Below are 22,257 nucleotides of genomic sequence, written 5' to 3'. Positions count from 1 at the left end.
TCAGCGCGCTCCCGGAAGTTCGGCCACCGCGATCTCGCCGGCGGAGGCGGCGGCCACGATCTCGGGTGCGGCCGGGGCGTCGACGACCACGGTGATCTGGCCGGAGGCCGCGCTTCTCGACCGTTCGCCCACGGAGAAGACGAGCGCGCTCGCGGCGAGCACGCGGCTTTCTCCCTGGCTCTGCCGGCTGGGCACGAGAATCACCTGTACGCGATCACCCTTGTCCACTCCCGCTGGCATTTGTCCTGCCTTGAGGGACAATCCGACGGTCGCTTTTCCTTCGCCCAGCTCGCTGCTCGTCCGTACGCCCATCTCATTGGTGAGCAGCGTGCCCGGCAGGATGGTGACGGAGGCGAAGCTGTCGAGCACCTGCTGGCGCTGCGACCACGCGACGAAGTCGATGCCGGTGTCGGCGATCTTCACTTCTTCGATCGCCTCCTTGGTGAACTTCTGGCCCGCGCCGACCTGTTGTGTGACGCGAATGGCGGACACCCTGTCGCCGCTGTTGAGCACGAGCATGGTCGTGGCCAGCGCCCCGCCCAGGATGAGCAGGACGGCCAGCGCGGCGAGCGCGGGCTTGCGTTCCCTGGGAGGTACGGGGAGCTTGCGCGAGGCCGGCCCGGACAACCCCGCCGCGTTGGCGGCAGGCTTTTCACTGGTCCTCATGGGTGGGGGGCTCCCGGAGTGAATTGCGGAATTCACGCCATTATGTGGGGATCGCTCCGGCGGAGGTGGCGGAATTCGGTGACCCATGCTTCTTTCGCAGGTGACATGGTGTCAAGCCGAATTCATCGATGCTTATTGTTTCTACCGAGTTGACGAATCTCGAAATTTCCGGCACGTCGCCTCTGGGATAACTCCCGTCACAGCTTTCACAGCGATTCCGGCCCCGTATTCGCGCTCGCCATGCCATTCCCGTCAACAGGCGCACCCGGCCACGTTCCGGACGCTACTTTGGGCGCCCGAAGTCGACCCAGGAGACGGCACCATGCGGATCATGCTCACCGTGATCGGCGGGCCCGGTGATGGGCAGGGAAGCGGGCCCCGTCATGGGCAGGCCAGCGAGGCCGGCGGCGAGCGCGACGGCGGACAGGGTGACCGTGACGTCGTGATCGACGCCGACGACGGGCTCACGGTGGCCAGGCTGAGCGCGGCGCTCTGCGACGAGCGCCCGCTGGCCGACGTCCTCCGCCTGCCCCAGGCACGGGCGCCCTACGCACCGGCCGCCACGGGCGCGCACGTGCCCAGGCCGCGCCGCCCCGAGCGCTCCGACATGGGGCCGCCCGTGCTGTGGCGCGACGGCCGCCCGCTCGATCCCGCGGCCAAGGTCACCGCCGTGCTGCGCGACGGCGACAAGGTCACGCTGGACGCCGCGCTCGCCCGCGCCACCCTCGTCGAGGAGCCGGGCGGCGTCGCCGAGGTCCGCGTGGTCGGCGGCCCCGCCGCGGGAGCCGTGCACCGGCTGGGGCTCGGCGTGCACGTCATCGGGGCCGACCCGATGTGCGCGATCGCGGTACGCGACCCGGCGCTCGCGCCCGAGGCGGTCACCGTACGCGTGCGGCCCGAGTCGATCACCGTCGAGCCGGCCTGGCGGCCGCCCGGCGAGGCGCCGAAGCTGAAGCTCAAGGGACGCTGGGCCGAGGAGGTCGCCGAGCTCACCGCGCGGACCGCGGAGCGGCGGGCGGCGGAGCTGTCGGCCGGCTACGGCGAGGTGCCCGAGCTGGACGGCAGGCCGGTCACCGACCCCGTCGAGTGGCCCGACCAGGCCGTGCTGACCTGCGGCTCCTCGGTGTTCGTGCTCACCTCGATCGAGCCGAAGGACGCGCACCTGGCGCCGCGCACCGAGGGCGGCGTGGCCTACAACCGGCCGCCCCGGCTGCGCAGGCCGGAGCCGCAGCGCACGTTCGTCAAGCCGAAGGCGCCCACCAGGAACGAGGGCATGCGGCTGCAGCTGCTCGCCGCGTGCCTGCCCGCCGTGCTCGGGCTGACGCTGGCGATCGCGCTCAAGCAGTGGTACTACCTGCTCGTCGCCTTCATGACGCCGATCATCATGATCGGCCAGTGGTGGAGCGACCGGCGGCACGGCAAGAAGCAGTACAAGAAGGCGGTCAAGGAGCACCAGGAGGAGGTGCGGGCGTACGACGAGGCCGTCGAGCGGGCCCGAGCCGCCGACGAGGCGGCTCGCCGGGCCGACGCGCCCGACCCGGCCCAGGTCCTGCTGACCGCGACGGGGCCGCGCCGGCGGCTGTGGGAGCGCAGGATCCACGACTCCGACGCGCTGCGGCTGCGCGTGGGCCTCGCCGACCTGCCGGCCGACCTGGAGCTGTCGGAGGAGCAGGGCGGGCCCATCGACCCGCCCGTCTGCCGCTCCGTGCCGGTGGCGCTGCCGATGCGCCGGCTGGGCGTGGCGGGCGTGACGGGCCCGCGTACGGCGGCGACCGGCCTGGCCGGCTGGCTGATCGCGCAGGCGGCGACCCTGCACAGCCCGCGCGACCTGGCCATCGTGGTGGTGTCGGCGCACGCGGACGCCGAGCGGCGCTGGGGCTGGCTGCGCTGGCTGCCGCACTGCACGCCGCAGGCAGGTCAGGAGTGCGTGGCGCTGGTGGGCACCGACCCCGAGTCGGCCGCGCGCCGGGTCTCGGAGCTGGCCGCGCTCATCGACGAGCGCCAGAACACCGCGATCCCCGAGCTGGGCAAGGTCCCGACCGGCTGGGACGACCTCGGCGGGCCCGAGAAGCCCACGTTCTCCTCCTACGACGTGCGCCCGTACGACGTGCTGGTGATCCTCGACGGCGCCCAGGTGCTGCGCGGCCTGCCGAACATGCCGCAGGTGCTGCGGCAGGGGCCGCGCGCCGGGGTGTTCACGCTGGCCATCGACGAGGACCAGCGGCTGCTGCCCGAGGAGTGCCAGACGGTGGCCGCGTGCGGCGACGACGGGCTCGTCCATCTGCGCGGCGGCGGCCTCGACGTGATCGGTCCCGTCCTGTCCGACCGGGTCTCGCCCGCCTGGTGCGACCGGCTGGCCAGGGCCCTCGCCCCCATCCGCGACGTGAGCAGGGACGACCCCGGCGGCAACCTGCCCGACGCGGCCCGCCTGCTCGACCTGATGGCCATGCCGGCGCCCTCGGCCGTGGAGCTGGCCGCCAGGTGGGGGAAGCGGGGCAGCACGAAGGCGCTGATCGGGGTGGGCCCCGACGGCCCCTTCTCGGTGGACCTCAAGCTCGACGGCCCGCACGGGCTGATCGCCGGCACCACAGGCGCGGGCAAGTCGGAGCTGCTGCAGACGCTGATCTGCTCGCTGGCCGTGGCCAACAGGCCCGACCAGCTCACGTTCGTGCTCATCGACTACAAGGGCGGGGCGGCCTTCAAGGAGTGCGTACGCCTCCCGCACACGGTCGGCATGGTCAGCGACCTGGACGGCCACCTGACCCAGCGGGCCCTCGACTCGCTGGCCGCCGAGATCAGGCGCAGGGAGCGCCTGCTGCTGTCGGCGGGGGCCAAGGACATCGACGACTACGAGGGGCCGGGGCTGCCCCGGCTGGTGCTGATCATCGACGAGTTCGCCGCGCTGGTGGCCGAGCTGCCCGACTTCGTGACGGGCCTGGTGGACATCGCCCGCAGGGGCCGCTCGCTCGGCATCCACCTGATCCTGGCCACCCAGCGGCCGGCCGGCGTGGTGACGGCCGACATCCAGGCCAACACCTCGCTGCGGATCGCGCTGCGGGTGACGGAGCCGGCCGAGTCGGCCGACGTCATCGACCAGCCGGACGCGGCGCACATCTCCAAGAACACGCCGGGCCGGTGTTACGTGCGCTCGGGCGCGGGGGCGGCGGTGGCCGTCCAGACCGCCAGGGTGGGCGGGCGCGGCCCGGTGGCGGGCGGTGAGCGTGAGGCGGCCCGCGTACGGGTGCTCGACGTGGGCTGGCGCGCCCTCGGCAGGCCGCTGCCGCCGCCCCCTCAGGGTGACGAGGAGGACGCCGCCACCACGGACCTCACGCTGGTCGCCGACGCGCTCATCGAGGCCGCCGAGCTGGCGGGCGTGCCCGCGCAGCCGAGCCCGTGGCTGGAGCCGCTCCCCGACCGCCTCGTCCTCGACCTTCCCGCAGGCCCGCCGGCGCAGGACGAGGAGGTGCGGCCGCTGCCGTTCGGGATCACCGACCGGCCGTGGTCGCAGGACCGCAGCCCGCTGGCGCTCGACGTGGCGCACGGCGGTCACCTGCTCGTGGCGGGGGCGGCGCGCAGCGGGCGTTCGACGGTGCTGCGCACGATCGCGGGCTCGATCGCCGCCCGCACCTCCCCCGACGACGTGCACGTGCACGCGGTGGACTGCGGCTCAGGCGCGCTGCTGCCGCTGGTGGCGATGCCGCACTGCGGCGCGGTCATCACCCGCGACCAGCTCGACCGCATGGAACGGCTGCTGAACCGGCTGAAGACCGAGGTGGGCCGGCGCCAGCAGCTGCTGGCCGAGGCCGGGCACGCCTCGCTGGCGGAGTACCGGCAGGCGGGGCACCGGCTGCCGTGGCTGGTGTTCATGCTGGACCGCTGGGAGGGCTTCGTGGCCGCGTTCGAGGGCTACGACTACGGCAGGCTCATCGAGTCGCTGCTGCAGTTGCTGCGCGAGGGCCCCGCCGTGGGGCTGCGCGCGGTGGTCACCAGCGACCGGTCGGGGCTGCTCGGCCAGGTGTCCACGGTCTTCGACGACCGGCTGCTGCTGCGGCTGTCCGACGCCGCCGACTACGGCCTCGCGGGGTTCCCGCTCAAGGGCCTGCCGTCGGTGCTGCCGCCGGGCCGGGCGCTGTCGATGGGCGAGCACGGCATCGTCGAGCACCAGATCGCGCTGCTCGCCGCCGACCCGGCGGGTCCCGCGCAGGTGGCGGCGCTGCAGGGGCTGGCCCGCGAGGCGGGCCCGGCCGCAGGACGGCGTTGGGGTGCGGGCGGTCCGCCGCTGCGGGTGGACGCGCTGCCGCTGCGGATCACCGCCACGCAGGCGATGGAGCTGGAGCCCGGCTTCAGCCGGCCGTCGCCGCTGTGGGCGCTGATCGGCGCGGGCGGCGACGCGCTCGCGCCGCTGGGCCTCGACCTGCTGGCCCAGGGCCCCGGCGCGGTGGTCGCCGGGCCGTCCCGCTCGGGGCGCTCGTCGGTGCTGGTGACGGCCGCCCGGTCGCTGATCGCGCAGGGCACGCCGGTGGTCGCCGTCGTGCCCAGGCGCAGCCCGCTGCGGGACCTGGAGGGGGCCGTGGCGGTGCTGGACGGCGAGGCCACCGACCTGGCGGAGCTGGTGGCCGACCTGCGCGACTACGTGGTGCTGGTGGACGACGCCGAGCTGATCAACCCGGACGGGCCGCTCGGCACGGCGCTGGAGGAGGTGCTGCGTTCCGGGCGGGACGGCGACCACGGGCTGCTGATCGCGGGGACGACAGGGGACCTCGCGGTGGCGTACCGGGGGTTCGTGGCGGAGACGCGCAAGGCGCGTACGGGGGTGCTGCTCGCGGTGCAGGGGCAGACCGACGGGGACCTGTTCACGATCCGGCTGCCGCGCGGCGCGACGGGCGGGCCGCAGGGCCGCGGCTTCCTGGTGACGGCCGGGACGATCACCCCGATCCAGGCGGCCCTGCCCGACGAGTGACCCCGCCGGTGCGCCCTCTATATCGACAAAAATCGACTCATTCGGGTTAACATCCTGCGAAACCGCTAGCCGGGTCGATCATCGAACTGGCAGGCTTCGGTGCCGTGCGTAAGAAGATCCTCATCGCGAGCGCGTGTGCCACCGCGGCACTCCCCCTCCTCTGGACGACCCCCGCCTCGGCCGTCTCCACGGCGAGCGCGGCCGCCGCCGGCGTCACCTACCAGCTTCCCTTCCCCTGTGGGGAGAAGTGGGTGGGCAGCAGCAAGAGCTCCGCCCACACCGCCGGTTACGAGATCGACTTCAACGGCAGCGCGACGGACGGGGACGCCGACCTCGGCCGTACCGTGGTCGCGGCGGCCGCCGGCAAGGTCGTGATGTCGGAGTACCGGACCGCCGACGGCTTCGGCAACGTCATCAAGATCCAGCACTCCGACGGCACGGTCACGCTGTACGCCCACCTCAACAGCCGCTCGGTCGCCAAGGGCGCGAGCGTCAAGCAGGGGCAGAAGATCGGCACGCTGGGCAAGTCGTCGGCCAAGTACAAGATGGCCGCGCACCTCCACTTCGAGGTGCGCACCTCCGCCGGCAAGATCGTTCCGGCCACCTTCAACGGCAGCAGGTTCGGCTACCCGAACGCGACCGTGACCTCGAAGAACTGCGGCGGCGGCAGCGCGCCGACCACGGGCAACAAGACCGGCGGCGGCGGTAACCCGTACACGGCGCCCCAGGTCTGCGGCTCGGGCTTCAAGCAGATCGACTCGGCCTCGCTGGGCAGCCAGGGCCGGGTGGCGCTGCTCTACAACGCCTCCAACGGCCAGAACTGCGTGGTCGCGCTGCGCAACAGCTCATCGGGCAAGGCGTCCATGACCGCCTACCTGGAGGTCAAGGGCAAGAAGCGGGCGATCGACAAGGGCAGCTTCCAGTACTACGCGGGCCCGGTCCGCGCCAAGGCGCTGCGCACCTGCGTCAAGTGGGGCGGCTCGATCGGCTCCGCCAAGTACGACAGCCCGTTCGAGCACTGCTCCTGACATCCACGTTCATAGGGATGTTCACGGCAGTGTTTGCTACAGGGCCCTGCCGTCTCAGCGATACCTGAGGGGCTGCTGAGACGGCAGGGCCTTTATGCTGATGCGCGGGTTTCGTCGCAGGGAGGTGCCGTGCAGACCAAGAAGGACCTCTACCAGGCCCACCGGCTGCAGCAGCAGCGGCTCGGCATGGCCCTGTTGCAGGCCGAGCCCGACGTGGCCGAGCCGCCCACCCGGCGGCAGAACGTCGCCACCTTCGGCGGCATCCTGGTCGCGGTGCTGATCATGGCGGTGTTCGGGATCTGGGGATTGATCAAGCCGGGCAACGCCACCGATCTCACCGACCCCGGGCAGCTGCTGGTCGAGGAGGAGAGCGGCGCCAAGTACATCTACAGCGAGCAGCAGCGGCGGATGCTGCCGGTCGCCAACTACGTCTCGGCGCGGCTGGTGCTCGACTCCGCCGAGATCACGACCAAGACCGTGAGCGCGGCCTCCCTGGCCGACTACGCGCGCGGGCCGCTCATCGGCATCTCCGGGGCCCCCGACTCGCTGCCGGTCAAGGAGAAGCTGGTCAAGGCGCCCTGGTCGGTGTGCGTGGTGGAGGGGCCCGACAAGCTCGTCGGGAGCAAGTCGTACACGAGCCTGGTGGGCGGGCAGGACGTCGGCGGGCGGCCGATCGGCGGGGACGCGATGGTGGTCTCCGACGGCCGCCAGAACTGGCTCATCTGGGGCGAGCGCCGCATGCGCGTGCCCGCGCACGGCGTGCGCGCGCTCAACGCGCAGCCCCGGCAGGTGCCGGCGGCCTGGCTCAACGCACTGCCCGTCGGCCACGACTTCGACGGCCCGCGGGTGCAGCAGCGCGGCAAGAAGATCCGCAGCGGCGGCAAGGTGGCCGCGACGGTCGGCCAGGTGTTCACGGTGCCGGCCGCGCAGGGCACGCCGGCCCGCTACTACGTGCTGCTCGCCGACGGTCTCGCCCCCATCTCCCCCGTGCAGGCCACGCTCCTGCTGGAGAACCCCGAGAGCAAGAAGGCGTACGGCAGGGCCGCCGTCCGGGCCATCCCGATCGACGCCGCCTCCGCCAACGCCTCACCCTCGAAGACGAACGTCATGGACACCTCGCTGCCGCAGACCATGCCCAAGGTGATGGGCGTCAACGGCTCGGTGCCGCTGTGCATCGTGTACGGCGCCACGCAGGCCGGCTCGCTGGCCACGAAGGTGACGGCGGGCAGCAAGATCCCGATTCCCACCCCGGCGAGCTCGGCCGTGCAGGGCCAGTACGACCAGATCCTGCTGCCGCCGGGCAGCGCCGTCGTGGCCGGGCTGCTGCCGGGCGAGGGCCAGATCAACGCGGTGACCAACGCGCTGTCCCTGATCACCGACCAGGGCGTGCGCCACCCGCTGCCGTCGGGCGACGTGCTGGCCAAGCTGGGCTACGACGCGGGCGACGTCGCGCCGGTGCCGGCGAGCATCATGCACGCGATCCCGCAGGGCCCCGCCCTGGACCCGGCCGCCGCCTGGACGCCGCTGACGGCCGGAAGCAAGTGACGCGGGCCCGGCTCAGACGCCCACGTTCCCGAGCATGCCCAGGTCGGGCTTGGTGGCGCCCGCCTTGGCGAGCGGGGACTCGGTGAAGTCCACCTCTTCCACGTCGTACTGGATGGCTCCGTCGATCAGGTCCGGCGTCTTGGTGGGGACGGCGTTCATGGCCAGCAGATCCTTGCTGGCCTGGTTATAGACCACACCCGCCGCGCCCACCGCCATCGCGACCCTCAAGATGACCTTGCGGTGTTGCGTGAAGATCCTCAAAGCCGTCGCGTGGATCTTCACCACGGCCTTCAAGACGCTTTGCATGACGGCGATGCGGGCGGCCGGATTGAATGTGGAGGCGACCACGAGCGCCGCGAACCCGGCAAGAGCGCGGGCGATCCACTTGAAGAACTGCAGCACCCAGTGGGAGATATGGGCCGACGCCTTGAGCGTCTGGCCGCAACCCTCCCTGTTCCTGTCGAGCGTCTCCAGCTTTCGATCGAGCTCTTCCGCCCTCTTCTGGAACGTCGTGTAGGCCTGGCCCTTCCAGTCCTGCTTGCCGATCTCCGCGACCATCCGCTTCAGCTCCGAGCGCAGGACCGCGAGGTCGCCGGCGCCGCCGGCAGCGCTCGGCGACCCCTTCGAGTCGGCGACGGGTTTCACGCCGACCGGGGTCGCGTCGAGCCACTGGTCCGCGGCCCGGTCCTGCTCGGCCGGGTCCATCGTGACCATGGCCATGAGGGCGACCAGCGGCCGCGCGTACGGCATGACTGTCGACGCCACTCCAGCCATGCCCAGGGCGACCAGGTACTCGTTGCGATCCGACTCATAGGCCATGCGCTGCTACACCTCCTCGTTGCGGATGACGGCCGGGCCGTGTTCCTCGTCGAAGCCCCAGGCGCTCTCTTCCTCGCTGAGGTACGGGCCGCCCTCGCCGTTCTTCTCGTCCCGGTTCATGGCACCGGCGCCGCCGCCCATGGGCGGCGGGTAGAGCGGCATGCCGGAGTTGAGCGCCTTGGAGATGCTGCCGGGCGGCGCGCCGCCCAGGGCGCCGCCGACGCCACCGCCGCCGCCTATGCCGCTCTCGGGAACCAGGCTCGTCCGCGGCATGGTGTTCGTGGTGCGCGGGTCGAAGGCGTTGGGGTCGGGGATCCGGGTCTGCGGGATCTGGTTGGCGAGGTTGCGGTCGATCCCGGCGAGGTCCGAGGTCGCGGGCTGGTCGAGACCCTTGAGGTCGGGGTCCGGGATGTTCGGGTCCGGCACGTTCGGATTAGGGATGTTCGGGTTCTGCGCGTTGGGGTCCGGCAGGTTCGGGTCCGGGACGTTCGGGTTGGGTATGTCCGGGTTCTGCGCGTTGGGGTCCGGCAGGTTCGGGTCCGGCACGTCCGGGTTAGGTATATCCGGATTCTGCGCGTCCGGGCCTCCGGGGCCGGGGATGTCCACACCAGGGGTGCCGGGGCCGTTGATGTCATCCATGCCCGGCACGTCCGGGCCGCCGGGTGTCTTCAGGTTCGGGTCCAGCGGGCCGATGTTCTTCATGTCACCGGGGCCCTGGGGCATCTTGATGTCCCCCGGGCCACCGGGGTTCTTGTTCTTGGCCTTGCTGGCCTGCTCCGCGGCGTCGACGTTCTCCGCGATCTGGTTGATCGCGGCCTCCCAGGACTCCAGCACCTGCCGGCCGCTCGCCAGCGCGTCGGCGGCGCCGTCGCGGACGTTGCGGTGCACGACGTTGAGGCCGCCCCCGATCACGCCGAACGTCAACGGGCTCATGTCGATGGCGCGGGTCTTCTCGCTCAGGTCGCCCATGGCGGGGGCGTAGCTCCCGACGTTCTTGCCGAGGCTGCGCACCTTCTCCGGCTTCATGTCGAGCTCGGGATCCTTCTTGAAAGGATCGACGGCACTCCCGAAGCTGCTCAGAGCCGAGGAGAACGGGTCACTAGCGGCCGATGGATTCGCCATACGCCCCCCTTGTCACATCAAGCACATACGTTATCTGGCAAACCGGCACCATCCACCCCATTGATATGGAAAATTGACGTGATCACGTGCGACCCTAGTGATCGATGTTCACTACTGTGACGACCATGCCGACAGTGCGCGGTCGGCGGTAGTAAGCCGACCAGCAAGGAAGGAGAGCCTGTGGGCGCCGAACCGCAGACTCAAGTAAGCCAAGCCGATCTCGTCGCGGCGGTGCAGCGTATCGAGGACGCGGCCATCCGGCTGCGTACCATCCAGCGCAACCTCGACACCGCGGGCGTGGAACTCAAGCACAACTGGGTCGGCCAGTCGGAGGCGGCGTTCGACGCCGTGCACAAGATCTGGCACCAGCGCATGGACAGGGTGCTGCAGAGCCTGAAGACCCTGGCCGAGAACATCACGACGAGCAACAGGAACTACGTCCAGTTCAACCAGGAGCGCGAGGAGGCGACCAACAGGATCGCCGCCGCGATCAACGCTGGATTCAACGGCCGGACCTGACGCACTCCAGGAGGACAGCATGCCTGCAGACGACATCTTCGACGTCACAAAGGTCAATTTCCAGGGCCTGGGCAAGGGCGAGGAAGCCTTCGCCAAGGCGTTCAACGACATGGTCACCTGCCTCGACGAGCTCGAGCGCGACCTGCTGGCCAAGAGCGCGATCTGGCAGGGCCAGACCAAGACCGTCTTCGACGAGGTCCGCAAGCTCTGGGAGCTCGAGGCCAGGGACATGTCGCAGTTCGTGGAAGCGCTGAAGTCGAACATCAACGTCACGAACATGAACATGCAGCAGGTCGAGATGATCAACAGCCGGATCTTCGACCACAAGTAAGACCCAGGCGATCTCGCCGGGGCCCTGACAAAGGGGGAGCATGGGCACCGATCGTGGAGTGGACCTCAGCAAGGAAGCGATCAAGGCGGCACGGAGAGACCTGCTCGAGGCCCTCAAGCAGCTGGCCCCGGAGAAGGCCGGCGATGGCGTGTCGCCGGCCTTCGCGCCGCAAGGGGGCGTCAACCAACTGACCACCGACTCTCAGGCCATGTACGGATTCTGGCCGGCCGCGATGGGTTTCCAGGCGAGCGCCAACAACGGCATCGCCGCGGTCACCACCTCGTACGACAACATCGTCACGCAGCTGAAGAACGCCATCGACCTCCTGGAGGAGGCTGTGGGCGGCTACGACGAGGTCGAGAAGGACAGCTCCGAGCGCTCGAACACGATGCGGGTCTGATGGCCGAGCAACAGCAACCGATCAGGACGCAGATCGATCAGTCCGAGTTCGAGGGCGCGACCACGCAGCTGGTGCGTGAGACGCTCACCGCCAACAAGCCGGAGCTGCTCCGCACGGCGGCGGGTGAGCTGATGACCGCCAAGAAGCGCCTCGACAACCTGGTCGAGGTGCTCGACAAGCACCTGCGGGCGCTGGACGCGCGCTGGACCGAGGGCGATGACGCCAAGATCGTCAAGAAGGCGCTGCGCAAGCTGCGCGACTCGGCCGCCGACGTCTCCACGACGATCAGCGCCCAGCCCGCGGACGCCAAGCAGTGCCCCACGAACCCCTCAGGCGTCGCCCCCGCCCTCCTGCTGCAGGCCCACACGCTGGCCGCCTACAGCGGGAGCAAGCTGCCCGAGACGCCCGACAGAGACGTCTCCTTCCTGGAGGCCGCCTTCCAGGGAGGGACGACGGGAGCGGGCGTGGGTGCAATCGGCGGCGCGTTCTTCGGCGGCGTGGGCGCGGGACCCGGCGCGGTGATCGGCGCCGTGTTCGGCACGGTCGCGGGCGGCGTCACGTCCCTCTTCACCGACGGGCCCTTCGCCAACCTCGTCGGCGAGTCCAAGGACGAGAAGGACAGGCGGCTCGCCAAGGAGCACATCCGGCTGCTCAGCCAGGCCACCGCGGCGAACAACCAGGTCTTCCCCGCCCAGTTGCGGACCGACATCCCGCTGTTCGGCCTGGGTCCGGGCGACATGCCCAAGACGCCCTATGGCGCCGGCCCCGACATCCGCAACGTCGGTTACAACCCGAAGGACACTGACCTGGGCGAGTTCGCTCCGCCCAACCAGGACGGCCTCTACGACCCGAGCCAGCACCAGATCCCCGGACTCGGCGGCGTGGGCGGCCTCGGCGACGGCCAGAACGGCACGGGCCAGAACGGCACGGGCCAGAACGGGACCGGGCTCGACGGCATCGGCTCCGACGGCGCGGGACCCGGCGGCGCGGGACCCGGCGGCACCGGCCTCGACGGCGCGGGCCAGGACGGCACCGGGCTCGACGCCACCAACGGCGCGAACATCCCCAGCGGCACCGGAGTCGACGGAGCCGACCTCAAGGGCCCCGGCACCCCGAGCGGCACCACGCTGGCCGGCCTGCCCGACCCGTCCCAGCTCGGCGGCCTCCCGAACCCCAACACCGGCCTCAACCCGCCCACATCCACCGGGATCGGCACCGGCTACGCCGGCGGCCCTGGCGGAGGCGGCGCCGGTGGTTACGGCGCCGTGGGCGGCGCCCTCGGCGGACCGGCCGGTGCGGCCGCCATGCGCGGGCTGGGCGGAGCCGGCCTCCCGATGGTGCCGATGATCCCGCCGAGCGGCCAAAAGCAGGAGGAGAAAAGGAGCGAGATGGGGCGCAGCGCGTACGTGTGGGACGAAGAGGACTACTTCACCAGCGACGTGCCGACCATCGACGCCAACATCGACGGCGGTACGAAAGGCAGAGCATGAGACCGGCTGAGAACAGCTCTCCGGTGCCCGAACTGGAGCTGGCCAAGGACTTCCCCGGGCTGGAGGACGACGGGCGCGGCCCGTACATCGACCACTCGGAGGTCAGGGCCGTCGTCTCGCGGCTGCGCGAGCAGCTCGGCTCGCTGTACGGGAACCAGCCGGCCAGCATGAGCGCCACCTGGAGCGGCCCCGGCACGGTCGGTGAGGTGGCCGGGCTGGGCAACGTCGGGCCGGGCGAGACCGGGCCCTGGGAGGTGGCCAGCAGCTTCGGCTACAACACCGCCCGCGCGTACGAGGTGTTCGGCGACAGCTACACCAAGCTCGTCGACTACGTCGAGAAGTGGGCGGAGGCGGTCGAGCGGGCCGTCTCGAACTACGAGAAGGGTCACGCCGACAGCAGTGCGTGAGAAGCGGCAGGGATGAGAGATGGCCGATCAGTGGGAGCCCATCAGGATCTACAGCTACCTCGGTGAGAGCAGGCCGGACCTGAGCGTCACCAGGGAGCGGGTGGTCAGCTATCTGAACGGCGCCGACCCGGACAGCGTCGAGAGGGCGGGCAAGAGCTACGTCGAGGCGGCCAAGCTGATCAAGGGCGAGGGCGGTGTCCAGGGCGCGCTGATGAAGGCGGCCAAGGACCTGTCCGAGGTCTGGAGCGGCGACGGCGCCAAGCAGGCGCTGAAGGCCCTGCGGCTGCTGCACGCCAGCGCGGGAGCGCTGGGCGAGGCCATGCAGAAGACCGGCGAGCCGATGCAGAAGTACGCCGAGCGGGTCCGGCACTACCGCTCGACCGTGCCCGCCCCCGCGGGCAACCCGGAGCAGAACTCCGGCGGCGGCATGACGAACGGCGGGCCCAGCGGCGAACCCAGTGGTGAGACGGCGCCCCCGGTGATCCAGGGCGGCGGCGACGGCGGTGGCTCCGGCCGCACGGGCTACGCCCCCCTGGACGCCGACGCCGACGAGCGGGCCAGGAAGCACCTGGAGAGCCTGAACAACGAGATCGCCGACATCAACGCGCGGATCGCCGACGGGCTCGCGTTCGAGATGCCGACGATCAACCCGCTGACCGTGGACACCCAGCCGGCGAACAAGCTGACCGCGCCCACGGTCACCGACCTGTCCAACGGCAACGGCGACGGGCGCTGGAACGGCGGCACGTCCGATCCCGACGTCACGGCGGGCTCCGGCGACAGGACCGGCTCAGGCTCGACCGGCAACGGCACCGGACCCGGCTCCGACGGCACCGGCGACGGCTCAGACGGCACGGGCAAGGGCGACGGCACCGGCAAGGGCGACCAGGGTGACGGCACGACCCAGCCGCAGGATCCGGGCGGGCAGGGCCAGGACGACCCGTCCACGGGCGACGACCCGGCGAGCCAGCAGCCGGGCACGGAGACCCCGCAGCAGGACCAGCCGGGCGGCCAGGACCAGGACCAGCAGCAGGACGTGCCCCCCGTCATCACCGCCGAGGACTCGGGGACGGATCTGGCCCAGACCACGACCCAGCCGCCGGCCACGACCACCACCCCGAACCCGTACGCCACGACGCCGAACCCCTACACCGCGACGCCGCCAGGGGTCCTGCCGACCACCCAGCCGCCCGGCGGCGCCCCGTTCACCGGCGGCGGTCCCACGGCCGGCGGCCCCTGGTACGGCGCCGGCGGGTCCGCCGCCACCAGCCCCGCCGTGCTGCGCGGCACCGGCCATTCCGGTCCCGGCCTCGTGGGTTTCCCGCCGGGCGCCATCGGCGCGCAGGGACAGGACGACAGCGGCGAGCAAGTCAGGGAGTACTACGACTCCGAGACCGACATCTGGTTGCCTCCGGTGCCTCCCGGCCCGGAGAAGCTCGGCTGAGGAGCCGGCCGGGTCCCGCGAAGGGACCCGGTCAGCCCTCCATCCGGTTGCGGATGCGGACCAGCTCGCCCATGACGTCCTCGAAGGTGCGGTTGTAGGCGGACTCGGCCCGATGGATCATCTCCATCGCGCCGTTGGGGTCACCGGCCCAGCGCATCGGGTTGTCCTCGCCGAACAGGTCCTCCATCACCTCCGAGGTCTTCCGCTGCAGATCGGCGGCGGCCTCCGTGAACGCCTGCTTGATGCGCGCGGCCAGCTCGCCCGAGGACAGGCGCATGGCCTTGGGATGCAGGATCACGTCCTTCAGCCCCGCGGCGACGAACTCCACCGTCACCAGGCCGTCCTCGTCCTGCCCCGTGCCGACGATCTCCTCCATCGCGGGCCCCAGCTCGGCGATGCGGGCCATCTGGGCCTCGTTCTTCTTCAGCAGCTCGTCGACGTCGACGCCGCTGAAGTCGAAGTCACGATCCATCATGCTCTCCCAACTCTCGGTACGGTGCTCAGCCGGACAGGCCGCGAATCCAGACGTAGACGTCGAGCACGCCCAGCGCGAGCGGGAACAGCGCGACGAGCAGGATGACGTCCACGATCTCGCCCGCCCGGCCCCAGAACGGCGACAGCCGCCCCGACGGCAGCCACAGCCCCAGCCCGACGACCAGCATCGACAGCCACAGCAGCGCCATCACCACGGCCGCCGCCGCCACGGTGCCCGAGCCCGCGCTGAGCATGACGGCCATCGTGCCCAGCCCCCCGAGCCCCGAGCACAGCAGCCAGAGCCGCTGCCCGAGCCCGCCGAAGACGCGGGCGCGCAGCAGCAGCACCAGGCAGAGCACGGCGGCCATCGAGCCGGACATCCAGCCGGGCTCGGCGACCAGGAAGGCGAGCGCGCCGATCGCGGTCATGGCGATGCCGGCCACCATGCCGGTGGCGTACCTGCTGGCCTGGGCGGTGCGGGCGAGGATGCCGTCGCTGTCGATGCGCTGGTTGTCGGCGCGCAGCTCGTCGGCGTTGGTGGGCAGCGGAGGCAGCGGCACTCTGGCGATCTTGAACGACAGCGTGGGGATGAGCGGGCTGAGCGCGATGAGCACGGTCACGGTCATCGCGGCGGTGCCCGCGGCTGGCACGCCGAACACCATCACCATGCCGGCCGCGATCGCGCCCGCCACGGTCGCGATGGCGGTGCCGAGGAAGCCGGCCACGCCGTCGGCGACGACCGTGCCGCCGATCGTGGCCACCAGCGCCGTACACGTCAGGGCGGCCAGCAGGTGGGGTGCGCCGACCCCGGCCAGCGTGGAGCCGCTCATGAGGCCGTACAGGCCCGCGAGGAAGGCGTACGGGAGCGCCGCGTAACCGATCAGGGCGCCGGCCGAGGAGTCGCCCACGGCCCTGGACAGGGCCGCGCTGACGCCGATCAGCAGCAGCGCGAGCATGCCCGCCACGACGGTCACGCCGAGCGGCTCGCTGCCCGACAGGGCCAGCGCGGGGACGCCGAGCACGAGCAGCACGGAGGCGGCCCCCGCGCCCAGCGTCCTGGTGTGGCGGCCCTCCCACTTGCCGGTGTTCTCCGAGACGCCGGTGGCGACCACGTCGGCCACGTCGTCGTAGAGCGCGGGCGGCAGCTGGGCCTCGCGCGGGCGCAGGTAGAGGATCTCGCCGTCCAGCACGCCCAGCGCGGTCAGCGTCTGCCCGAGGTCGAACGGCGCCCCGCCGAGCCGCTGCAGCACCCATCCCGGCGCGCCCGCCGCGTCGCCGCCCGCCTCGCCGACCGCGCGCAGCAGGCCGGGCAGAACGTGCGGCAGCGGTACGTCGGCCGGCAGCGCCAGGTCCACCCTGCGGCGCGGCGCGACGATCGTGACGTGGCACAACGGCGCCAGCGGCATGTGCGGCCGCGGCTGCCCGCCCTGCCCGGCGGGGGGCGCGGGCGGTATGGGCTGCATCGGCTGCATCGGCTGGTGGGCGAGGGAGGTCACGACCACTCCAATGACTGGCTGGCTAAATCCGACATGGCGAACATATAGGGACGGTGTGTCTGGTAAGAAAGTGTCTCAGGTGACAGGAGGGTTGTCCGCCCAGTGAGCATCGTTGTCGTACGGCGGCCGGAACGCCGCCCGAGTCCTCAGCCACCGCGCGGAGAGATCCTGCTGGAGTCGCCGCCCGAGATCCCAGAGGTGCAGCCGGCCGGACTCACCGGAATCCTGATGTACGTGCCCATGCTGGCCGGCGGCGCCGCCATGGGCCTGATGTTCACCGCGGGCGGCAACTCCAACCCCATCATGTACGTGGCCAGCGGCCTGTTCGCGGTCTCCATGCTCGGCATGACGGTCGGCCAGCTCGGCCGCAACTCGGGCGAGCGCAAGAACCGGCTGAACGGCCTGCGCCGCGACTACTTCCGCTACCTGGGCCAGATCCGCAAGCGCGTCCGCAAGGCCGCGATCCAGCAGCGCGAGGCCCTGGAGTGGAGCGGCCCGGCACCCGACACGCTGTGGTGGGTGGCGATGGGCCCGCGCCTGTGGGAGCGCAGGCCGCGCGACGACGACTTCGGCACCGTACGGCTCGGCACCGGCGTGCAGAAGCTGGCCGTGCAGCTCGTCCCGCCCGACACCAAGCCCGTCGAGGACCTCGACGCGCTGACCGCGGGCGCGCTGCGCCGCTTCGTCAGGGCGCACTCCACGGTGGCCGGGCTGCCGGTCGCGGTGGCGCTCAACTCGTTCGCCAGGATCCGGCTCACCGGCGACCAGCGGGCGATGCGCTCGCTGGTCAGGGCCATGATCGCGCAGCTGGTCACCTTCCACTCCCCCGACGACATGCGGGTGCTGGTGTGCGCGAGCGGCGAGTGGATGCCGCACTGGGACTGGGTGAAGTGGCTGCCGCACGCGCTGCACCCCGACGAGGTGGACGCGGCGGGCAAGGTGCGGCTCATGGCCGAGAACATGATCCACCTCGACCAGCTCGTGGGCGACGAGCTGAAGGAGCGGGCCAGGTTCCGGCCGAACACGGCGGCCGACGCGCTGCCGTACCACGTGGTGATCGTGGACGGCGGGCACGTGCCGCACGACTCTCAGCTCGGCACCGACGCCATCCAGGGCGTCACCGTCATCGACCTGTCGGACGCGACGGGACCGGTCGAGGAGGCCGCCACGCTGCGGCTGGACATCCAGCCCGACGGCTTCCACATGGTGAAGCTCGACCACGCGGGCAAGCGCTCCACGACCCGGCTGGGCGACCCCGACCGGCTCGACTACGCCAGGGCCGAGGGGCTGGCCAGGCAGCTCGCGCCGCTGCGGGCCTCGGCCGGCTCCGACGGCGACGCCCAGGACGTGCTGGGCAGCAGCATGACGCTCACCGACCTGCTCGGCGTCGGCGACCCCGCGGTGCTGCAACCCGCCGTCACCTGGCAGCCGAGGGCGGGGCGCAACCGGCTGCGGGTGCCGATCGGGCTCGGCGCCGACGGCCGCGTGGTCGAGCTGGACATCAAGGAGTCGGCGCAGGGCGGCATGGGCCCGCACGGGCTGGTCATCGGCGCCACCGGCTCCGGCAAGTCGGAGCTGCTGCGCACGCTCGTGCTCGGCCTGGCGGTCACGCACTCGTCCGAGATACTCAACTTCGTGCTCGTCGACTTCAAGGGCGGCGCGACGTTCCTCGGCCTGGAGACGCTCTCGCACGTCTCGGCCGTCATCACCAACCTCGAAGACGAGCTGCCGCTGGTCGACCGCATGCACGACGCGCTGCACGGCGAGATGGTGCGGCGCCAGGAGCTGCTGCGCGCGGCCGGCAACTACGCCTCGCTGCGCGACTACGAGCGGGCCCGCGAGCAGGGCGCCGACCTGCGGCCGATGCCGACGCTGTTCATCGTGCTGGACGAGTTCAGCGAGCTGCTGGCGGCCAAGCCGGAGTTCATCGACCTGTTCGTGATGATCGGCCGGCTGGGCCGCTCGCTGGGCGTGCACCTGCTGCTCGCCTCGCAGCGGCTTGAGGAGGGGCGGCTGCGCGGCCTGGACACGCACCTGTCGTACCGGATCGGCCTGCGCACGTTCTCGGCTATGGAGAGCCGGGTCGTGCTGGGCGTGGCGGACGCGTACGAGCTGCCGTCCGCGCCGGGCAACGGCTACCTGAAGTTCGACACGACCGGCATGACCAGGTTCAAGGCCGCGTACGTGTCGGGCGCCCACCAGTCCGACCCCGCCACGTCGGGCGCCGCCGACGGCCAGGCCCCGATCCGCGAGGTCGTCGAGTACGGCCCCGCCTACCTGCCGCTGCCCGAGATCCCCGAGCCGGAGGAGCCCGAGGAGGACGAGGAGCCGGAGCCGGCGGCCGCCGGTCAGCGCAGCCTGCTCGACGTCGTCGTCTCCCGCCTGTCCGGGCACGGCCCGGCCGCGCACCGCATCTGGCTGCCGCCGCTGTCCGAGCCGCCCACGCTGGCCCACCTGCTGCCGCCGCTGTCCGTCACCCCCGAGCACGGCCTGTCCACGACCGGCTGGCAGGGGCGTGGCAAGCTGCACGCCGTCGTCGGCATCGTGGACAAGCCGTTCGAGCAGCGGCGCGACCCGTACTGGCTGGACATCTCCGGCGCGGCGGGACACGTCGGCGTGGCGGGCGGCACGCAGAGCGGCAAGAGCACCGTGGTCCGCACCCTGGTGACCGGCATGGCGCTCATGCACACCCCGCGCGAGGTGCAGTTCTACTGCCTCGACTTCGGTGGTGGCGCGCTCGCCTCGCTGGAGGGCCTGCCGCACGTCGGCAGCGTGGCCACCCGGCTCGACGGCGAGCGGGTCCGGCGTACGGTCGCCGAGATCGCCGGCATCCTGGAGCGGCGCGAGCGCGAGTTCGGCGAGCAGGGCATCGAGTCGATGGCCGCCTACCGCCGCATGCTCCAGGAGGGCACGATCGAGGGCGACGGCTGGGGCGACGTGTTCCTGGTCGTGGACGGCTGGCTGACGCTCAGGCAGGAGTTCGACTCGCTGGAGCCGACCATCACCGACATCGCGGGCCGCGGCCTCGGCTACGGCATCCACCTGGTGGCCGCGACCAACAAGTGGTCGGAGTTCCGGCCCAGCATCCGCGACCTGTTCGGCACCAAGATCGAGCTGAAGCTGGGCGACGCGTACGAGTCGGAGGTCAGCAGGAAGCAGGCGATGGCGGTGCCGGAGAGCACGCCGGGCCGCGGCCTGACCAAGGACGGCTTCCACTTCCTGTCGGCGCTGCCCAGGATCGACGGGGTCCAGAACTCCTCCGACCTGGCCGCCGGGGTCAGGGCGCTGGTGCAGGCCGTACGCGAGTCGTGGCAGGGCCCGGTCGCGCCGCCCGTACGGCTGCTGCCCGCCGTCCTGCCGGTCTCGGCACTGCCCGAGGACCCCGACCGCATCCCGATCGGCATCGACGAGGCGTCGCTGTCGCCGATGGCGCTCGACTTCGACTCCGACCCGCACTTCGTGGTGTTCGGCGAGAACGAGAGCGGCAAGTCCAACCTGCTGCGGCTCATCTCCGAGGGCCTGGTCAGCAGGAAGGAGCCCAGCGAGGCGATGCTGATCGTGATCGACTACCGGCGCTCGCTGCTCGACTCGGCCGTCACCCCGCACCGCATCGGCTACGCCGCCTCCAGCGCCGCCGCCGCCAGCCTCATCAACGACGCCAAGGAGGCGCTGCTCAGCCGCCTCCCTCCGGCCGACCTGACGCCCGAGCAGCTGCGCGACAGGAGCTGGTGGCAGGGCTCCGACCTGTACCTCATCGTGGACGACTACGACCTCGTCGCCACCTCGGCCAACCCGCTGCACCCGCTGGTCGACCTGCTGCCGCAGGCCCGCGACATCGGCCTGCACCTGGTGCTGTCGCGCCAGATGGGCGGCGCCAGCCGGGCCATGTTCGACCCGGTCATCCAGCGGCTGAAGGACATGGCGACGCCCGCGCTGCTCATGTCGGGCAGCAAGGACGAGGGTTACCTGTTCGGCAACGTACGCCCGCAGCCGCTCCCGCCCGGCCGCGGGCACCTGGTGGACCGCCGCTACGGCTCGCGCCTGATGCAGACGGCGTTCCTGGACGCAGAAAGGGGGACCGACCTTGGCCGACCTTGACATCCATCTCTCCGCGCTCGACCGGTGCCGCACCGCCATCAAGAAGGCGGCGGGCCAGTACCAGGAGACGCTGACCGAGCGCAATCCCGGCGAGCTGACGTACGACGCGGACGGTGAGGTGCGCAACAATCGCACCCCGGTCAGCGCCGACACGTTCGGCCACCTGCCCGGCTCGGCGGAGCTCGCGTCGGCGGCGAACAGCGTCTGGTCGGCGCTCATCGGCGAGATGGACGAGGCGCGCAAGAAGCTCCAGGGCACCGAGCGCGGCCTGAGCGACGTCGAGGAGAACATCCGCGCGGCCCACCGGGCCACGTCGTGAGCGTCGCGCACCTGCCGGGCGGCGCCGCGCTCGACGAGATGCTCCGCAAGGTGACCGGCAAGCCCGGCGGAATCGACAAGATCGCCGAGCAGTGGACGGCGTCGTCGGGCGACATCGCCGAGTTCGCCGGAGCGCTGTCCTCTGCGGTCAGGAACGTGGACGCCGCCTGGAACGGCCGCTCGGCCAAGAGCTTCGACGACTACATGCGCAAGTACGGCACCGCCGCCGAGAGCCTCAAGACGGCACTGAACGACTGCGCCGCCGCGCTCGAGTCCGCCGCGTCCGCGCTGCGCGAGTCGCACACCGAGATCTCCTCGATCTGCCGCGACCTCAGCACGAACGCCGCGAGCTACCGCACCCGGTACATGAACGAGCACCCCGACGCCACCGAGGCGGACGTGCGGCCCGGGCTCGCCGCGCTGGTGGAGCAGGCCAAGAAGGACGCCAAGCCGTGGGTGGACGCCGCCGAGACGGCCGTCTCCAAGGCCAAGAAGAACATCGACGAGCACCTGAAGAACCGCCGGCTGACCTTCCACGCCATCCCGGACGTGACCACCCAGACCTTCACCCCCGAGAAGGGGCGCAAGCTCGACTGGGTGCCCGACCCCGACTACCAGACGGAGGGCACCTCCGTGCAGGGCGGGCGCGGCAAGGAGCTCGGCGCCGGCGCGCCTTCCGGCGGCTTCGGCGGTTACGGCCCCAGCGGCGCGCCACCGTCCGGCGGTGCGACGGCGCCGCCCGAGCGGGTCAAGGCGTGGATCGAGGAGGCCGTGAAGATCCTCGCCGACGCCGGCGTGCCCGCCTCCAAGATGAACGTCGACGACATCTGGCGGATCATCCAGCACGAGTCCGGCGGGAACCCGCACGCCATCAACACCTGGGACTCCAACGCGGCCAACGGCACCCCGTCCAAGGGCCTCATGCAGACGATCGACCCCACGTTCAACGCCTACGCCATGGACGGGCACCGCGACATCTACGATCCGGTGGACAACATCATCGCCGGCGTCCGGTACGCGATCTCCCGCTACGGCTCCGTCTCGAACGTGCCCGGCCTCGTCGGCACGACCTACGTCGGCTACTGACGCGGACGCCCCCGGGGCCGCAGGGGCTCCGGGGGCGTCGTCGTCAGGCGGGGC

Annotated in this window: 17 protein-coding genes; 12 read left to right on the top strand and 5 right to left on the bottom strand. The window is 71.6% G+C overall.

Annotated elements, in window-relative coordinates; translation table 11 throughout:
* Positions 1-666, bottom strand: coding sequence for a hypothetical protein (locus tag AB0K18_RS18345; protein ID WP_364915307.1), 666 nt, complete (start codon positions 664-666; stop codon positions 1-3).
* Between the two features lie 322 nt (positions 667-988).
* Here AB0K18_RS18345 and AB0K18_RS18340 point away from each other — a divergent pair, with 322 nt between their 5' ends.
* From AB0K18_RS18340 to eccB, 3 genes are all read left to right on the top strand, one after another.
* Positions 989-5,626, top strand: coding sequence for an FtsK/SpoIIIE domain-containing protein (locus tag AB0K18_RS18340; RefSeq protein ID WP_364915305.1), 4,638 nt, complete (start codon positions 989-991; stop codon positions 5,624-5,626).
* A 104-nt stretch (positions 5,627-5,730) separates the two neighbouring features.
* Positions 5,731-6,654 (top strand): M23 family metallopeptidase, encoded by a 924-nt coding sequence (locus tag AB0K18_RS18335; RefSeq protein ID WP_364915303.1) that lies wholly within the window; start codon positions 5,731-5,733, stop codon positions 6,652-6,654.
* 129 nt (positions 6,655-6,783) lie between these two features.
* Complete coding sequence (gene eccB, locus AB0K18_RS18330) at positions 6,784-8,199, top strand: type VII secretion protein EccB (RefSeq protein WP_364915301.1); 1,416 nt, start codon at positions 6,784-6,786, stop codon at positions 8,197-8,199.
* Between the two features lie 12 nt (positions 8,200-8,211).
* On the opposite strand, the gene AB0K18_RS18325 is transcribed toward eccB, so the two are convergent.
* Together AB0K18_RS18325 and AB0K18_RS18320 are read right to left on the bottom strand one after the other, a co-directional pair.
* A complete protein-coding gene (locus tag AB0K18_RS18325; protein ID WP_364915299.1) occupies positions 8,212-9,018 on the bottom strand; it encodes a WXG100 family type VII secretion target in 807 nt (268 codons plus the stop codon).
* 6 nt (positions 9,019-9,024) lie between these two features.
* On the bottom strand, positions 9,025-10,140 hold the full coding sequence (locus tag AB0K18_RS18320) for a hypothetical protein (RefSeq protein ID WP_364915297.1): 1,116 nt from the start codon (positions 10,138-10,140) through the stop codon (positions 9,025-9,027).
* A 180-nt stretch (positions 10,141-10,320) separates the two neighbouring features.
* Here AB0K18_RS18320 and AB0K18_RS18315 point away from each other — a divergent pair, with 180 nt between their 5' ends.
* From AB0K18_RS18315 to AB0K18_RS18290, 6 genes are read left to right on the top strand one after another with little or no spacing between them, the layout of a single operon-like run.
* Positions 10,321-10,659: a WXG100 family type VII secretion target gene (locus AB0K18_RS18315; RefSeq protein ID WP_355411184.1), complete on the top strand. Its 339-nt coding sequence runs from the start codon at positions 10,321-10,323 to the stop codon at positions 10,657-10,659.
* 19 nt (positions 10,660-10,678) lie between these two features.
* Positions 10,679-10,990: a WXG100 family type VII secretion target gene (locus AB0K18_RS18310; protein WP_345396304.1), complete on the top strand. Its 312-nt coding sequence runs from the start codon at positions 10,679-10,681 to the stop codon at positions 10,988-10,990.
* Positions 10,991-11,030: 40 nt separating this feature from the next.
* The gene (locus tag AB0K18_RS18305; protein ID WP_364915295.1) at positions 11,031-11,390 is read left to right on the top strand and encodes a hypothetical protein; all 360 of its coding nucleotides are present in this window, start codon (positions 11,031-11,033) and stop codon (positions 11,388-11,390) included.
* A complete protein-coding gene (locus AB0K18_RS18300) occupies positions 11,390-12,880 on the top strand; it encodes a hypothetical protein (protein ID WP_364915293.1) in 1,491 nt (496 codons plus the stop codon). The genes AB0K18_RS18305 and AB0K18_RS18300 overlap by 1 nt, the downstream gene beginning before the upstream one ends.
* Positions 12,877-13,287, top strand: a complete 411-nt coding sequence (locus AB0K18_RS18295; protein WP_364915291.1) for a hypothetical protein — start codon at positions 12,877-12,879, stop codon at positions 13,285-13,287. The genes AB0K18_RS18300 and AB0K18_RS18295 overlap by 4 nt, the downstream gene beginning before the upstream one ends.
* A 19-nt stretch (positions 13,288-13,306) precedes the next feature.
* Positions 13,307-14,731, top strand: a complete 1,425-nt coding sequence (locus AB0K18_RS18290) for a hypothetical protein (protein WP_364915289.1) — start codon at positions 13,307-13,309, stop codon at positions 14,729-14,731.
* A 31-nt stretch (positions 14,732-14,762) separates the two neighbouring features.
* Here the strand turns inward: AB0K18_RS18290 and AB0K18_RS18285 are convergent, their stop codons facing one another.
* Together AB0K18_RS18285 and eccD are read right to left on the bottom strand one after the other, a co-directional pair.
* Entirely contained in the window at positions 14,763-15,206 is a 444-nt protein-coding gene (locus AB0K18_RS18285) for a YbaB/EbfC family nucleoid-associated protein (protein WP_364915287.1), read from the bottom strand.
* A gap of 25 nt (positions 15,207-15,231) precedes the next feature.
* Positions 15,232-16,701: a type VII secretion integral membrane protein EccD gene (gene eccD / locus AB0K18_RS18280; protein ID WP_364915285.1), complete on the bottom strand. Its 1,470-nt coding sequence runs from the start codon at positions 16,699-16,701 to the stop codon at positions 15,232-15,234.
* Between the two features lie 102 nt (positions 16,702-16,803).
* Between eccD and eccCa the strand changes: the two genes are divergently transcribed.
* Genes eccCa through AB0K18_RS18265 form a run of 3 tightly spaced genes read left to right on the top strand, consistent with a single transcriptional unit; the run spans position 16,804 to position 22,203 of the window.
* A complete protein-coding gene (gene eccCa, locus AB0K18_RS18275) occupies positions 16,804-20,799 on the top strand; it encodes a type VII secretion protein EccCa (RefSeq protein ID WP_364915283.1) in 3,996 nt (1,331 codons plus the stop codon).
* Positions 20,786-21,118, top strand: a complete 333-nt coding sequence (locus tag AB0K18_RS18270; RefSeq protein WP_364915281.1) for a hypothetical protein — start codon at positions 20,786-20,788, stop codon at positions 21,116-21,118. The genes eccCa and AB0K18_RS18270 overlap by 14 nt, the downstream gene beginning before the upstream one ends.
* The gene (locus AB0K18_RS18265) at positions 21,115-22,203 is read left to right on the top strand and encodes a transglycosylase SLT domain-containing protein (RefSeq protein ID WP_364915279.1); all 1,089 of its coding nucleotides are present in this window, start codon (positions 21,115-21,117) and stop codon (positions 22,201-22,203) included. Before AB0K18_RS18270 ends, AB0K18_RS18265 begins: the two co-directional genes overlap by 4 nt.
* The last annotated feature ends 54 nt before the right edge of the window (positions 22,204-22,257 follow it).

The sequence above is a fragment of the Nonomuraea sp. NPDC049421 genome (genome assembly GCF_040677005.1).
Classification (GTDB): Bacteria; Actinomycetota; Actinomycetes; order Streptosporangiales; family Streptosporangiaceae; genus Nonomuraea; species Nonomuraea salmonea.
This window is presented reverse-complemented; position numbering and strand designations above follow the sequence as displayed.

Bases quoted from the DNA above. Each gene is read 5' to 3' on its own strand.
- AB0K18_RS18340 (WP_364915305.1), top strand. From the start codon at position 989: ATGCGGATCATGCTCACCGTGATCGGCGGGCCCGGTGATGGGCAGGGA.
- AB0K18_RS18305 (WP_364915295.1), top strand. From the start codon at position 11,031: ATGGGCACCGATCGTGGAGTGGACCTCAGCAAGGAAGCGATCAAGGCG.
- AB0K18_RS18290 (WP_364915289.1), top strand. From the start codon at position 13,307: ATGGCCGATCAGTGGGAGCCCATCAGGATCTACAGCTACCTCGGTGAG.
- AB0K18_RS18285 (WP_364915287.1), bottom strand. From the start codon at position 15,206: ATGATGGATCGTGACTTCGACTTCAGCGGCGTCGACGTCGACGAGCTG.
- AB0K18_RS18310 (WP_345396304.1), top strand. From the start codon at position 10,679: ATGCCTGCAGACGACATCTTCGACGTCACAAAGGTCAATTTCCAGGGC.
- AB0K18_RS18295 (WP_364915291.1), top strand. From the start codon at position 12,877: ATGAGACCGGCTGAGAACAGCTCTCCGGTGCCCGAACTGGAGCTGGCC.
- AB0K18_RS18300 (WP_364915293.1), top strand. From the start codon at position 11,390: ATGGCCGAGCAACAGCAACCGATCAGGACGCAGATCGATCAGTCCGAG.
- AB0K18_RS18345 (WP_364915307.1), bottom strand. From the start codon at position 666: ATGAGGACCAGTGAAAAGCCTGCCGCCAACGCGGCGGGGTTGTCCGGG.
- AB0K18_RS18325 (WP_364915299.1), bottom strand. From the start codon at position 9,018: ATGGCCTATGAGTCGGATCGCAACGAGTACCTGGTCGCCCTGGGCATG.
- AB0K18_RS18320 (WP_364915297.1), bottom strand. From the start codon at position 10,140: ATGGCGAATCCATCGGCCGCTAGTGACCCGTTCTCCTCGGCTCTGAGC.